We start from the raw sequence: 13,487 nt of genomic DNA, 5'->3' as shown, positions 1-13,487 counted from the left end.
AAAAAAAGGGGAAACTGTGAATTTTGTTTGAAAGATCACGGCGCCCCTTTTTTTTTGAAAACGGATTGTGGTATGATAGTGCATGTGAAAATAATGACTACAGGAGTGCAACCTACAAATGAAAAAGAAAATGTTAATTGCTGCAATCAGCGCCTTGAGCGTTTTGACCTTGGCAGCCTGTTCATCAAATACTGGCGGTGAAAAGATCGCAACTATGAAAGGTGCGACTATCTCAGTCCAAGACTTTTACGACCATGTAAAAACTTCCGATGAAAGCAAACAAGCCGTCTCTGAAATGATCGTTTCCAAAGTCTTTGACGATGCTTACAGCGACAAAGTTTCCGATAAAGACGTCGACAAACAGTTCAATGAAACAAAAGAATCCATGGGCGATCAATTTGCCACTGCATTGAAATCCAGCGGTCTGACAGAAAAAAGCTACAAAGAGCTGATTAAACAAAATTTAGCTTTCCAAGAAGGCTTGAAATCCCACATCAAATTAACGGATGCCGACATCAAAACAGCTTGGGATAGTTTCCACCCAGAAGTTGAAGTTCAATTGATGACCGCCGCTTCTGAAGATGATGCCAAAGCCCTGTTGGAAGAAGTTAAAAAAGACGGCGCTGATTTTGGCAAAATCGCTAAAGAAAACGACAAAAATACCGACACGACTTACAAAGAAGACGGTGGCAAAACTAAATTTGACTCCCAATCCACTACCATCTCCAGCGCGGTTCAACAAGCGGCTTACAAGCTGAAAGACGGCGAAATTTCTGATGTCATCACAGATAGCAGTTACGATTCTTCCTACAATGTTGTCACAAACTACTACATCGTTAAAATGGTGAAAAACACACCTAAAGGCAACGACATGGAAAAATACGACAAAGAACTGAAAGAAATTGCTACGAATACCTACCTCAATGACAGTACTTTCCGTAATAAAATAATCGGTGAAGAACTGAAAAAAGCGAACGTGAAGATCAAAGACTCTACATTTGCTGATGTCTTGTCTACTTACATTGATGCTGCGGAAAGTTCAACTGCTGAATCAACTGCAGACACTAAAGAAAGCTCTACAAAAGAATCTGATTCTTCAACAGCTGAAAGCTCTACTGCTGAATCAACCACAGCTGAGTCTTCTACAACTGAATCCTCTAAATAAGCTTACCAAACGAATTTGTGACAGTTGTCTAGTCACCGTCCTTTGAAACGTTAGCCACAATAAAAAGAGAAGTTCCTTCCAGTAAAAACAGTGGAAGGGACTTCTCTTTTTATTTTTTAGTTTTCATGGTCTTTGCGGATCCGATTATAAGCCATTTTTTTATTGACAGCAGCTCCTAAGTCGATTTCAAGGATCTCCGCCATTCCCAACAAGTAGATTGCCACATCAGCTAATTCAGCTGCCAACTCTTCTCGACTTTTTTTGTGATAAGCTTCTACTGCTTCCCCTACTTCACCGTAAAGCAGCAAAAATTCCAAATCGACATCCGTCACATTGAAATGGTGCGCTACTTTATTCTGGTAAACGGCTTTCTGAACAGCCCGGGTGTCCAATTGCGGCAGCTCAGACATCTTTTGGTACATAGAAGCTGCGGTTATCCATTCCAAAAATCCGGTCCGTGTATTCTCCCGGTGTTGCTTGTCGAATAGAGGTCAGCATCATTTGCATCGAAGCATCCAGGTTATCGATTTGATGCAAAATTTCAGCTTCCATAATTCGTGGTCGTACCGGCGAACCGTATTCCAACAGTCCGTGATGGGATAAAACCATGTGGCGTAAGACGATAATGTCTTCTTCCTGGTCGTCAAATTTTAGCGCCAGACACGCTTTAGTAATCTCTTCATCCACCAAAACCAGGTGCCCAATCAGATTGCCGGCAACAGTATATTCTGTTGCCATCGGTCCGGTGAGCTCCAATACTTTGCCCAGATCGTGAATAATAATCCCTGCGTACAACAAGGATGCATTCAAATCAGGATATTCTTTGACGATAGCTTTTCCTAATCGCAACATGGAGACCGTGTGGTAAGCCAATCCATTGGCAAATGCATGGTGATTGCGTTTGGCCGCTGGGTATTCAAAAAATTCTTTTTGGTACTTGTTCAAAAGAAAACGCACAATACGATTCCAGTGGGGATTGATGATTTCAAAAAGCGTCTGGTTGATTTCTTCTTCCAAATCGTCTTTTTTAATAGGTGCCCGCTCCATATACAGCGTTGGATCAGTCGGCTCATCTGCTTTTGTCAGGCGCAATTGCATGATCTTGACTTGCGGTTGGCCGTTATAGGTTTCCCGCTTGCCGTGAAGAGCCACGACTTTTCCAGGCTCAAAGCGTTCAATCTCTTCTTCTGATGCATCCCAAAACTTGCCGTCTACTGTTCCAGTGGTATCTTGAAAAGTGAAAGCAATGAATTTTTTACCATTTTTTGCCAAGCGCACCTCGGCATTTTTGATCAGATAATACCCTTGAAATTCCTGGTCGACGGTCATTTCACGGATTTTAGTCATGGAAATCTCCTCCTCGGAAGTCGTACTTAAATGTAGGAACTGTTATGTTACAGTGGTTATTTTTCAGTTTTCCCCAGCTGGAGTACCGGTTGGGAAAGCTCCTGATAATAGCTTACCATTTCCCTATCAGAAGACAAACAGATCACCTGGTAATTTTCTCCGAATCGGGCAAATAATTGTGCCAATTGTCTTTTGCGGCGACTGTCATAATGGAGCCAGCCGTCGTCGATAATCACCGGTGAGAGCTTACGGCTGCTTTGCAACTGCAGATAGCCGAAACGAACAGCCATAATCAGCTGGTCTTTAGTCCCTGTAGAAAGTTCAAAAATTGTCGCTTCCTGTCCAGTGCTGCTCTCTCGCAGAACCAGCTGTCCTTCAAAAAAGCTCAACTGGCGATAGCGGCCTTCTGTCAATATCTCCAAATAATTGCCGGCAGCTTCTAGTAATTGCGGCAGTTGTTGTTGTGACAAATCTGTCGCTAAATCTGTCAGCGCCGCTTGTGCTGTCTTGCGGCCCCCCCATTGCACCAGCTCTTCGTAAAGTTCTGTTTCCAGCTCCGCCTGTTGCTGCCGCAGCTCGTCTAAGGTGCCGTCTTTTTGCAAAACCTCCAACTGAACGTTTTGCCGCTGCAACTCTTCTAAAAGAGCCGTTTCTTCTTCTTGCAAGCGCCGTCCTGTTTGCTGATTTGTCTCTGAGTGGTCCCGCAGCTCTTGATGCGAGATTGGCTGTGGAAAAAGGGGAGCTAAAACGTTTTGCAGCTCTTCCAAACGCTGTTGTTGTCCTTGCATCTGTTGCACGGCCTGCAATCGTTGGGGAATGGCTGACAGACTGTCTGTCGTGGTCGCCTGTAGTAGCGGCTCGGCTTTTTTCTCCAAGGCTTGTTGCTGCAAGGTCAACTGTTGCCGCTGCTCTGCTAAAAGAGTGGTCTGCTGCTGGCCGTGCAACTGCTTTTGCCGGATTAGCTTTTGATCCAACTGTTGTAGAAATTCGAAGCGTTGAACCAAATCCAACTCCTGTAAAGGCAGCCAGGCCGCAGCAAAATCAAATTCTGCTGTAAGATCTCCGTATGCCTGATCTTGTTTTTGTAATTGCGATGTTACCTGCTCCAGTTCGGTAAGGTACTGATGATACCGCAGATAATCTTGTTGGTAGCTATAGCTGTCCGCCAGAATCGGTGCCGTTGCAGCAGTTGCCAACAGTTTTGCCAGCCTCGTAGCCAACTGCTGCAAAGACTCCGACAACTGCTGCATTTGCTGTGACAAAGCGGCTAGTTCCTCCTGTCGCTGGACTTGCTGATCCTCTTGAGTCAAATCAGTCGCAACAGCTTCATTTTCAGCTGCTGTGGTCGGCTTGCCCAAAACCTGGTGAAGGGCTTTTTGCTGTTTCCGATGATAAAAATACCAACTACCCGCCACCCCGCAAACAATAGCAGCCACGCCAAAAATTGCTTTATGATTGGGAAAAATGAAAATCCCTGCCAACAAAAAAGCCAGTGCCGGTAAAATCGAAAAAGCCAGCGAATAGTCAGAAACTCTTTTTTGATTGCTGCGGCGATTTTCTTTGCTTCCAGCTTCTCCTGTACGTTCAGAAGTGAAGGTTAAGGTGGTGACTGGTTGTGCCGCCAGCCACTCTTGTTGCATCTTCACATTGCGCAAGTCTTCTGCTTGCTTGCGAATCGTGTTGATCAGCTCGTCAGCAGCTTTTAAGTCTAATTGTTCCGGCAGGTCCAACTGCCAACCGTAGCGACTTTCCAGCTTCTCGATTTGTTCTAACAACTGTTGTTGGCGAGCCAAATCCTGATGAAAGCTGTCCGTCAAGCGAACCCCTTCCACCTGCCGCTTCAGCAGCTCTTTGATAATCTGCTCGTGTTGTAAATAAAATTCATACTGAGGTGTCACTGTTTCTGCTTGCTTGGCCCGGTGATACTCCTGATCAACATTTGCCAATTGCTGGGTCAGACTCTGATTTTCCTGATAAATTTCCTGTAATTGTCGCTGCTGTGAAGCACTGAGTTCAGGCGTATCCTGCACTTTTGTCAGCTGCTTAAGGGTTTGCCACTCCTCGTATTGACTCCAGTGCAGCTGGCGGTCTTTCAAAATCAGTTGTTCTTCTTGTTGCTTTTTCAGTTGGCGTCGGACTGTCTGCAGCTGTTTGGCGGCCTGTGACTGACGAGCAAAGCGCTCTTGCACGGTTGCCTCCAGTGCTTCTTTTTCTCTAATTTGACGACTCAGCTGTTGCCAGCGAACCAGTTGTTCATTGATAGGCAGGCGGGTTCCCCGTGGCTTATAGCGTTTTTGATTTTCTGTTTGATAACGCTGGCCTGCTGCCATCAGTTGACGACTGCCGGTGATTCCCAAAGAAATCAGCGCTTCTTGCAACTCATTTTCCTGCAGGTGTTCCAATTGTGAAAGCTGTTCTTGCTGAAAGGTAAATACATCACTGAATAATTGCGGAGTCAGCCCTCGCAGCACCTGCTTCAAAAGCTCTTCATCTCCGACAGTCTCACCGATTGTCACTTTGGCTCGGCCGCGATCCACCAGTTTGTAACGCTCGATACAGACTTCCCCGATACCCTCTGCCTCTAGCCACAGTTTACCGCCAAAAGCCGTTCCGTCCTTTGGGGTATAATCCCGTTGCCGACCACGGCGTGCAGGAAAACCGAAAAGCATCGTTTGAATAAACTGATACAAGGTGGACTTGCCGATTTCATTGGGTCCATAAAGTAGCTGATTGCCTGTAAAAAAGGTAACCTGTTCACCACGGTATCGGCCAAAGCCGGTGATTTCGCATTTGATCAGCTTCATCTTTCGTCATCCTCCAATGCAAAATCCGCCGCCAAATTTTTCGCGGCTGCAGCCAAAACTTCTTTTTGATAATCGGGATAGCTCTGCAAAAGTTCACCAGCCACGGGGTGTCGATAGAGTTCTTCTACGAGTTCCCCAAAGATCTGCCGGTCTTGATAAACTGCCAAATGCTGAGCGGTTCGAGCCGCTGACAACACTGGCTTGTCTCCTCTGGTAGCGGTTTCTTCACTAATTTGCAATGACGCGATCTGAATCTCAGAATCTCGCCACAATAACTGATTCAAATAATGCTGCAATTCGCCGTTTTCAATTGCCGCTGTCGTTTGCGGATCCAACTGACTATCAGTCAGTTGGACAGTGACCAGCAATGCGCGATCTTCCGCCAACGATCGCAGTTGTTGCTCCAAATCCGCCAACAGCTGTTTTCTGTCAGAATAGTTAGCGGTAAAGGATATTTCACGCCAAAAAACAGCGGCAACCGGCAGTGCTTCTCGACGGCAGCTTCCAGGTGTCAGTTCGACATATTCTACAAAGCCACCGGCAGTTTCTTTGCGGCTGTGTCCTTGAGGTGTCCCCGGGTATAAAATCGGTGGCGCTTCACTCAAGACTGTCGGTACGTGGATATGCCCCAGCGCCCAATAATCATAGCCCTTAGCCTTCATTTCTCCAATCGAGAAAGGGGCATAGACACTAGCTGTCGGATCTCCGTGATACATGCCGATTGCATAAGTTTCGCTTCCTCGGCTTGGAAAATCTGCTACCAGCCCCCGCTCTAGATGAGCAGTCTCGTAGCTGAAGCCACTAATCCGGTAGCTCTCCTTTTGATTAGTCACTCCGTCATAAGAACGGGCGCGTGCTTCTGTGAACAAATGGACATTACTGGGAAAAGCAAACCAGTAACGATCTGCTTTATAATAATCATGATTACCAAAACTCAAAAATACGGGAATGGCGGCTGTCTCCAAGGTTTGGAGGGCCTCCATCAATGCCCCTTGCGCTTTCAAAGAAGGCTTTGCTTGGTGAAAGGTATCGCCTGCCAGCAAGACGAAATCCACCTCTTTAGCGATGGCCGTCGCCACAAGATTGTCTAACATCTGCCGATTGCGCTCCGGCAGCAGGTGGACCGCTTCTTCAGAAAGTCCCTTGAGTCCTTCAAAACTCCGATCGAAATGCAGATCGGCAGCATGGATAAAGCGCAGCATCAGTTCTCCTCATTTCTGCTTTCTTTTGTTCGGGAAGCCCCGAATACTTCCTTTATTCTAACATTTTCCTTTTCTGTCGTCAGTAAAATACGAAAATTTGTTCCCATCTGATTTTTGTGTTTTTAAGGCCAATTTTCCTCGAAAAATACGTTAGACGCATCAGTACCCACTTGCAAGGATATCGTCATTTTTCTTTAAAAAGTCGCTTTCTATGTATCAAAAAAACTCTCCGCCAAATTCTGGCAAAGAGTTTTAAACTAGCAGGGTGATTGTTTTAAGCTTCTGGATTGTAAAGTTCTCGGATTGGACCGGTGATGATGCGGTTCAAGTCATCCAACACGGTGCTGAAAGCTTGCTCCCGTTGCATCAATTGACCAATCAGTTCTTCGTTTTGGATTTTGCTGGTCATTTCTTGTGCAGCTGCAGCATCAGCTTCGGAAATTTCTTCGCCGGCCATCATTTTTTGGTGCAGGCTTTGTTGCAGGCCTTGGAATTCTTTGAACAAGTTGTAAGCTTCTTCGTTTTCTTTCAGACGGTTAAATGATTCTTTCAAGTCTCCGAATTGTTGTGACTCACGGATTTCTTTTTCTAAACTGTTCGCTGTATCATAGATATTTGCCATGGTTGTCCCTCGCTTCTTAAAAGATACTTCTATTGTAGCATGAAACAAGTGCAAAACCACAGGAAAGGGACAGTCCGTGATGCCTTTTAGAAAAAAACAAACCCTTCTTTCTTCATTTTCAGAAGCGCAGTTTGATTCCGTTTCGTTTCAGTTGTCTATTTCGACGAAAAACAGTAGTCTTTAAAAGAAAGCAGGTGGTTTTGTGAAAGAACGGGTGATTTTATTCAGTGACGCCGTGATTGCAATCATTTTAACCGTCATGGTGGTTGAGTTTCCAGTCAAAGTCGTCAATGGCCACATCCAGTTAGCCCCACTGTTCATGACGATTGGAATCTATTTTATCAGCTTTTGTTTTGTAGCTAACATCTGGTTCCAGACAGCGCAGCGTTTCAACAAAGTAACCGAGGTTACCAACAAAGACTTGGTAATTTATTTGATGTCGTTGTTCCTCTTGTCGTTGGTTCCCAAAGCGACTGACGTTTTGATTGAAGAAACTTCACAGTCTACACTGATGATGTACGGGGTCTTAACACTGTTTGTGGTCTTCTTGACTGAATTATTGCTGAATACATTGACTAAACAAGCTGTCCAGGAGAAACAAACACCAAAAGAGGAAATTGACAACGTCCGCCGTCGAGGAATCGCCTTAATCGCCTCGCGAATCTTGCTGCTGATTGTTGGACTATTCTTTCCTCGATTCAGTCTCATCGTCTATATGATTTTGCCGGTACTGGATTTCCTTCAGAATGCTGTGGATCACGAAGAAACCGAATTTTTGCAGCAAATGGGCACCGATCAACGGGAATTTTATCAAGAGGACCCTCACCAAGTTTGGCAAAACAACTGGCAGAAATACGGAACCTTGTTGCGGACAGCTTTAGCCGGTCGCGGTGATGGTGCTGAAGATGATCCGTCGCAACAACAGGGTGAACGACCGGATTGGTGGCAAAGTTTTGACCGCAAATGGCAACAACGCTTGACTAGCGAGCAAGAACATCTGACTCAGCGTTTGAAAACAGCTACCGACGAAAATGAGATTGCCGCACTAAAAACGCAACTTCAACGTCTGGATGACGAACAAGAGGCCATCGACCACAAACTGTCAGCAACGCAAGAGCGCTTCAAAAAGCGACAGGATCAGGAACAACAACGGCTCTGGTGTCATCTGCAGCCGATTCAAACTGAGATGACGGAACTGGAAACTGCACTGCAGCAAGAAACTGATCCAAAAACGATTAAAAAGTTGAATAGTCAGCTCCAGAAGGCTAAGAAAAAATACCAAGAAGAACTCTCCTCCAGTCAAGACCGTACACGGCAAAATGTTCAGCAGGCCCATGCCCGCTTGCTTAACATTTCCAAAAAGCACGGCCCTCGACCGAAAAAGACAACCGGGAAAAATATTTCCGGAGATACCTCTGCTACAGATTCGAATTCAAAGTCATAAGATAACAAAAAAAGCCGCCCCTCGAATATTCCATGAGAGCGGCCTTTTTTGTTATTTTTAGCTAAGTGATTGCTTAACTCTAGCGTCCGTTTATTTTGTCCCAAAGCCCCCCGAAAAGCTCTTTGGTGCCTTCTTTGAGCTTGTGTCCGAAATCAGAAATGCCATCTACGGCTTTTTCGCCGAAGTCTTCCACTTGTTTTTGCCAATCTGGTTTTTCCTGTTCTTCTTTGTACTCTTGGTAGTCCTCTGTCTTGACGACTTTGCCTTCAGTCTGATAGGCATCAACAACTGGAAAGGCGCCTTCCTTCACATAAGGGAGCACATTGGCTGCGACATTCCGGAAGACTTGTCCCACCCCTTGACCTGCAGCACTGGTAAGGTAATGATCCTTGCTGGTTTTTTCAAATCCGTACCAGCTGGCAATTACCACATTTGGCGTGTAACCAATAATCCATTGATCGTTGACCAATTGTGCATCGAAATTGGTTTCGGTAGTACCGGTCTTACCAGCCATTGTGTAGCCGGGATTGGCCGCGGCGGCACTCCCGTTGGAGAAGGTACCCAACAACATGCTGGTCATCTGATTAGAGGTTTCTTGAGAGATGATTCGCTTGCCGTTAGTCGTGTTGTCTACGATTACAGCGCCTTTTGAATCCACAATTTTACGGATTAGATGGGGCTTGTAGTAAGTGCCCCCATTGGCAAATACGGCATAGGCCGCGGCCATGGTCATCGGTGATTCCCCTTTTTCCAGACCGCCTAGACCAACGCCCCCCCAATACTTGTCTTTTTCACTCAAGGAAAGACCGAATTCTTTGGTCTTTTTGAACCCTTTGTCCAGACCAATTTCGTGGAGCAGCCAAACTGCCGGTACATTCAGACTGTTAGCAACAGCTTGATACATCGGAACCTCACCAGATTCAGAATAGGTGCCGCTGTAGTTTTTCACATCGTAAAAGTCCAGCTTCTGGTCTTTGAGCAGATCAGCAGGCTCATAGCCGGCTTCTAAAGCTGGCGTATAAACACCCAATGGCTTAATAGTAGACCCTGGTGAGCGGCGCATTTGTGTCGCAAAGTTAAACCCGCGATAAACATGTTCCCCCCGACGACCGACTAATGCCTGAACGCCGCCGCTATTAGGATCGATAGCAATCGTCGCTGACTGTGGCCGTTCCCCATCAGCCGTTTCGGGATCTGGAAAGACGTAATCTTGTGCATAGGTGTTTTCCATGGCCGACTGCATATTTTGGTCCAGCGAAGTATAAATTTTATACCCCTTATTCAAAATATCAGCTTCTTCCAGACCATAGTCATTGACCGCCTCGTCAATCAAAGCATCATAGTAAAATGGGTATTTATAGCCTTTATCCGACTGAGAGTACCCATCAGAAACATAGTCGCCAATATTGGCAGCAGCTGCTTGTTTTTCCTGTTCGCTAGTGATTTTCCCATTATCTGCCATCACCGAAAGCACTGTATTTCGACGTTTATTCGCCCACTCGACACTGTCAATCGGGTTATAGATGTTCGGTCCTTTCAGCATTCCCGCCAGTGTCGCTGCCTGTGTGAGATTCACATCAGAAGCGTTGACACCGAAATATTTCAATGCCGCATCTTGCATCCCCCACACCCCGTTACCCATGTAGGAATTGTTTAGATACATTTCTAAAATCTGGTCTTTTGAGTATTTTTTTTCGATCTCAATAGCCAAAAACAGCTCCTTGGCTTTGCGGCTAAAAGTCTGATCGAGGTTGAGGTAGGCATTTTTTGCCAACTGTTGGGTAATAGTGGAACCACCGCCACCGGAAGTATCCCCATTTTTCAGGACACGCAAAGCTGCACGGGCAATCCCCTTGATATCAAAGCCTCGATGATCGTAAAAACTACGGTCTTCTGTTGAAATTACAGCGTCTCTGATGAGGGGCGAAATCTTGTCCAAGGAAACATAAGTCCCTTTTTGTGATAGCAACTTGCCAGCTTCCTCATCTTTATTGTCGTACACTACCGTAGAAGTTTTCATACTTTCTTCCAGACTACCCACGTCTACTTGCTTAGACAGATAAAAAAGATAGCTGGAGGTAATCAAAAATGCCAATAGCATAAACAAAAGTAAGATCTTATTGACATGGTACTGTTTCCAGACTCGCTTTCGAGCTCGGTGAAAACGAACCAGATAAGGTTTTAGCCACTGCCAGAAATGCGCCAGTGCACCTTTGATCTTGGTCCATATTTGGTTAAAATCCATGGATTTGCTTCCTTTCTCGGTAATATTCCCTTATTAGACCGATCTTTGCTAAAAATGGTTTTCCTCAGAGGATTCAAAATAATCCCTTGTCTCTGAGTTACAAAATCGGACGAGGGCTTTGCGGCAACTTGAAATTGCGTTAGAATAATGGCTGATATGTTGCCAAATCAAAGTGTAGCACGATTTTTTGTTCCCAACATAGGACTTTGGTCCGATAGTGCTCCTAGTGACGATTTTGATAGGAGCCAAATGTACTCATAGCCGCTATTTTAGCATTGAAAAGCCGTAAAAGTGTCACTTTTTTCTTAAATAACTGTTAAAAATGCTATACTTTTGCTAAAGAAAAATACAAGGAAGGAACCTTTATGGAATATACCATCGAATTGCCCACTACCCAACCTGTACTTACGCTGCGGGAACTATTGGAATCTCAGTGGCTTGTTCCCCGGAAAGTCCGGCATTTCCTGCGCATCCGAAAAAATGTTCAGATCAACGGTGAAGCCGCACTGTTTCATCAGGAAGTTGGCCCCGGCGACCGCATTACACTACGTTTAGAAGAAGGTGACTATAACTATCAGCCGGTGGTATCCGGAAACGCGGCAGCGATTCGCCCACTTTATGAAGATGATCACCTGATTGTTGTGGATAAGCCCGCCGGCATCAAGACTCATCCCAATCAGCCGAAAGAAACTGGGACCCTTTTCAACGACCTGGCAGCTTATTTGAAGCAAAAAGATCAACAACCCTATGTCGTCCATCGGCTAGATAAAGAAACGTCCGGTGCGATTCTTTTTGCTAAAAACCCGTTAGTCTTACCTATCTTAGGGCGACTCTTGGAAGAAAAACAGATTTACCGTCGCTATCAAGCCGTAGTGGAAGGTCCTATTACAAAAGATTTGACCATCACCAAGAAAATCGGCCGTGATCGCCATGATCGCCGGAAACGGGTCATTGATGAACGCGGTGGACAAGTGGCAGTCACCCACATTAACGTCTCTGCCCATACGCAAAAAGAGAGCCGGATCTTCTGTGTACTTGATACCGGTCGTACCCATCAAATTCGTGTTCACCTTGCCTCAATCGGCCATCCTATCGTCGGGGATCCGCTGTATAATCGGCGACAATCTGGTGATCGTCTGCAGCTGCATGCATACCAACTCATTTTGAAGCATCCCTTCACCGACCAAAGACTTGAATTGACAGCAGCTCCTGGATTATGGTGAGCACCGGGTCTTTTTGACAGGTGGTGTCTAAATCGCTAAAATTGCGAATCTTTCTGCCGGCAAGAATTCTACCAGCAGCCACTTTTAGCTAGCCATCAATGACAACCAGTGGCTTCAGCGAGCGACCATAACGCTACAACAAGCGCTGTGACACAAATCATTTTTAAGTGGTAACCGGCGGACATTTCAATCGATTAAACAAAGAAGCTCCACCAAAAAGACGTGCGATAGTTGTTGTATATAAGTTTCTGCAAGAAAACTAGCCCTATTTACAAAGAGAAGTGAACGACGCTGACTTAAGCGTGATGAAAGCAAGGAAAGTCTGTGTTTGAAATTCTTAACAAGTAAAAGAGAAGGCACTTCCACAGTTTTTTTATGGAAGTGTCTTCTCTTTATTATAATGCAAACTTCTCAGTAGCTGATAGTGCTGAAAAAAATGCCTTTTGGAAGTTTCCCTCATAATTTCCCCTGCAAAACCGCCTGCAGGACAATCCCTTAAAATAGCAAAAGACCCACAGAGTGCTGAACATGCCGCTAACTCTGTGGGTCTTCTTTATCTATTATTGTTCTGCCAATGCGTCTGCTGCCAGCAATAAACAGCCGGTAATGCCACTTTCATTAGGCAATGCCCAACGAACGATATATTCACTGGCTTCCGGAGTTTCCATATAGCCGTTCATCTGATTGACAAACTGTTGACGAATCTTCAACAGCAGGTGGTCTTGATTCATTACGCCGCCACCCAAAATCATGATTTCAGGACCAAATGTCAACGCATAAGTCATCAATGCCTGACCGATATAATAGGCTTGAATATCCCAGATTGGATGGTCTTCCGGCAAATCCTGGCCTTTGATTCCCGTACGCGCTTCCAATGACGGGCCTGCTGCTAAGCCTTCCAGACAGTCTTTGTGGAAAGGACACGTGCCTTCGTAGCGATCGTCAGGGTGGCGTTTGACATGGATATGCCCGGTTTCTGGATGTGAGATGCCAGAGAATACTTTGCCGTCAATGACGACTCCGCCGCCAATCCCCGTGCCGACTGTCAGATACAGACAGCTGCTCTTTCCTTGTGCCGCACCTTTTTTCAGTTCACCATATGCCGCTGCATTCACGTCGGTAGTCCAAGCAAAAGGAATCGTCGGATAATGCTCTTTCATATTGCCGAGAAAATCATATTGTGCCCAGCCTTTTTTCGGTGTTGCCAAGACATAGCCATAGCTGTCCTTTTTAGGATCAATGCCGATAGGACCGAATGAGCCGATCCCCATTGCCGCAATCTCAAATTGATCAAAAAAGGCAAAGACATTTTCCAGTGTTTCTTCTGGTGTCGTGGTGGGAATACTCGTTCTTTCCACAATGTTGAAGTTTTCATCACTAACCGCCAAGACGAATTTCGTCCCGCCAGCTTCGATACCGCCGTAATAAGTCATCA

Annotated in this window: 10 protein-coding genes; 3 read left to right on the top strand and 7 right to left on the bottom strand. The window is 45.6% G+C overall.

What is annotated here, in order from left to right; genetic code table 11:
- The first annotated feature begins 118 nt into the window (after window positions 1-118).
- Window positions 119-1,165: a peptidylprolyl isomerase gene (locus ACOMA8_RS07000; protein ID WP_421369606.1), complete on the top strand. Its 1,047-nt coding sequence runs from the start codon at window positions 119-121 to the stop codon at window positions 1,163-1,165.
- A gap of 116 nt (window positions 1,166-1,281) precedes the next feature.
- Here the strand turns inward: ACOMA8_RS07000 and ACOMA8_RS06995 are convergent, their stop codons facing one another.
- From ACOMA8_RS06995 to ACOMA8_RS06975, 5 genes are all read right to left on the bottom strand, one after another.
- Complete coding sequence (locus tag ACOMA8_RS06995; protein WP_237580392.1) at window positions 1,282-1,587, bottom strand: MazG nucleotide pyrophosphohydrolase domain-containing protein; 306 nt, start codon at window positions 1,585-1,587, stop codon at window positions 1,282-1,284.
- Window positions 1,568-2,512, bottom strand: a complete 945-nt coding sequence (locus ACOMA8_RS06990; protein ID WP_421369603.1) for a 3'-5' exoribonuclease YhaM family protein — start codon at window positions 2,510-2,512, stop codon at window positions 1,568-1,570. The genes ACOMA8_RS06995 and ACOMA8_RS06990 overlap by 20 nt, the downstream gene beginning before the upstream one ends.
- A 56-nt stretch (window positions 2,513-2,568) precedes the next feature.
- A complete protein-coding gene (locus ACOMA8_RS06985; RefSeq protein WP_421369601.1) occupies window positions 2,569-5,316 on the bottom strand; it encodes an ATP-binding protein in 2,748 nt (915 codons plus the stop codon).
- On the bottom strand, window positions 5,313-6,518 hold the full coding sequence (locus ACOMA8_RS06980) for a metallophosphoesterase family protein (RefSeq protein ID WP_421369599.1): 1,206 nt from the start codon (window positions 6,516-6,518) through the stop codon (window positions 5,313-5,315). Before ACOMA8_RS06980 ends, ACOMA8_RS06985 begins: the two co-directional genes overlap by 4 nt.
- 274 nt (window positions 6,519-6,792) lie before the next feature.
- Window positions 6,793-7,140 carry a YlbF/YmcA family competence regulator gene (locus ACOMA8_RS06975; RefSeq protein ID WP_421369597.1) on the bottom strand — a complete coding sequence of 116 codons (348 nt, stop codon included), beginning with the start codon at window positions 7,138-7,140 and terminating at the stop codon, window positions 6,793-6,795.
- Window positions 7,141-7,342: 202 nt separating this feature from the next.
- On the opposite strand from ACOMA8_RS06975, the gene ACOMA8_RS06970 reads away from it, so the two are divergent.
- Entirely contained in the window at window positions 7,343-8,584 is a 1,242-nt protein-coding gene (locus ACOMA8_RS06970) for a TMEM175 family protein (RefSeq protein WP_421369595.1), read from the top strand.
- A gap of 79 nt (window positions 8,585-8,663) precedes the next feature.
- Here the strand turns inward: ACOMA8_RS06970 and ACOMA8_RS06965 are convergent, their stop codons facing one another.
- Complete coding sequence (locus tag ACOMA8_RS06965; RefSeq protein WP_161898349.1) at window positions 8,664-10,829, bottom strand: PBP1A family penicillin-binding protein; 2,166 nt, start codon at window positions 10,827-10,829, stop codon at window positions 8,664-8,666.
- Window positions 10,830-11,194: 365 nt separating this feature from the next.
- Between ACOMA8_RS06965 and ACOMA8_RS06960 the strand changes: the two genes are divergently transcribed.
- A complete protein-coding gene (locus tag ACOMA8_RS06960) occupies window positions 11,195-12,052 on the top strand; it encodes an RluA family pseudouridine synthase (RefSeq protein ID WP_421369592.1) in 858 nt (285 codons plus the stop codon).
- A gap of 560 nt (window positions 12,053-12,612) precedes the next feature.
- Here the strand turns inward: ACOMA8_RS06960 and ACOMA8_RS06955 are convergent.
- On the bottom strand, window positions 12,613-13,485 hold the full coding sequence (locus ACOMA8_RS06955) for an ROK family protein (protein ID WP_161898400.1): 873 nt from the start codon (window positions 13,483-13,485) through the stop codon (window positions 12,613-12,615).
- Window positions 13,486-13,487 lie beyond the last annotated feature (2 nt).

The sequence above is a fragment of the Enterococcus infantis genome (assembly GCF_049166715.1).
Classification (GTDB): domain Bacteria; phylum Bacillota; class Bacilli; order Lactobacillales; family Enterococcaceae; genus Enterococcus_C; species Enterococcus_C leclercqii.
The sequence above is the reverse complement of the archived record's forward strand: the minus strand, read 5'-3'. Positions and strand labels throughout refer to the sequence as shown.

What these genes read in the sequence shown, in the direction of transcription:
- ACOMA8_RS06980 (WP_421369599.1), bottom strand. Translation starts at nt 6,518, where the DNA reads ATGCTGCGCTTTATCCATGCTGCCGATCTGCATTTCGATCGGAGTTTT.
- ACOMA8_RS06960 (WP_421369592.1), top strand. Translation starts at nt 11,195, where the DNA reads ATGGAATATACCATCGAATTGCCCACTACCCAACCTGTACTTACGCTG.
- ACOMA8_RS06955 (WP_161898400.1), bottom strand. Translation starts at nt 13,485, where the DNA reads ATGACTTATTACGGCGGTATCGAAGCTGGCGGGACGAAATTCGTCTTG.
- ACOMA8_RS06990 (WP_421369603.1), bottom strand. Translation starts at nt 2,512, where the DNA reads ATGACTAAAATCCGTGAAATGACCGTCGACCAGGAATTTCAAGGGTAT.
- ACOMA8_RS06985 (WP_421369601.1), bottom strand. Translation starts at nt 5,316, where the DNA reads ATGAAGCTGATCAAATGCGAAATCACCGGCTTTGGCCGATACCGTGGT.
- ACOMA8_RS06995 (WP_237580392.1), bottom strand. Translation starts at nt 1,587, where the DNA reads ATGTACCAAAAGATGTCTGAGCTGCCGCAATTGGACACCCGGGCTGTT.
- ACOMA8_RS07000 (WP_421369606.1), top strand. Translation starts at nt 119, where the DNA reads ATGAAAAAGAAAATGTTAATTGCTGCAATCAGCGCCTTGAGCGTTTTG.
- ACOMA8_RS06965 (WP_161898349.1), bottom strand. Translation starts at nt 10,829, where the DNA reads ATGGATTTTAACCAAATATGGACCAAGATCAAAGGTGCACTGGCGCAT.
- ACOMA8_RS06975 (WP_421369597.1), bottom strand. Translation starts at nt 7,140, where the DNA reads ATGGCAAATATCTATGATACAGCGAACAGTTTAGAAAAAGAAATCCGT.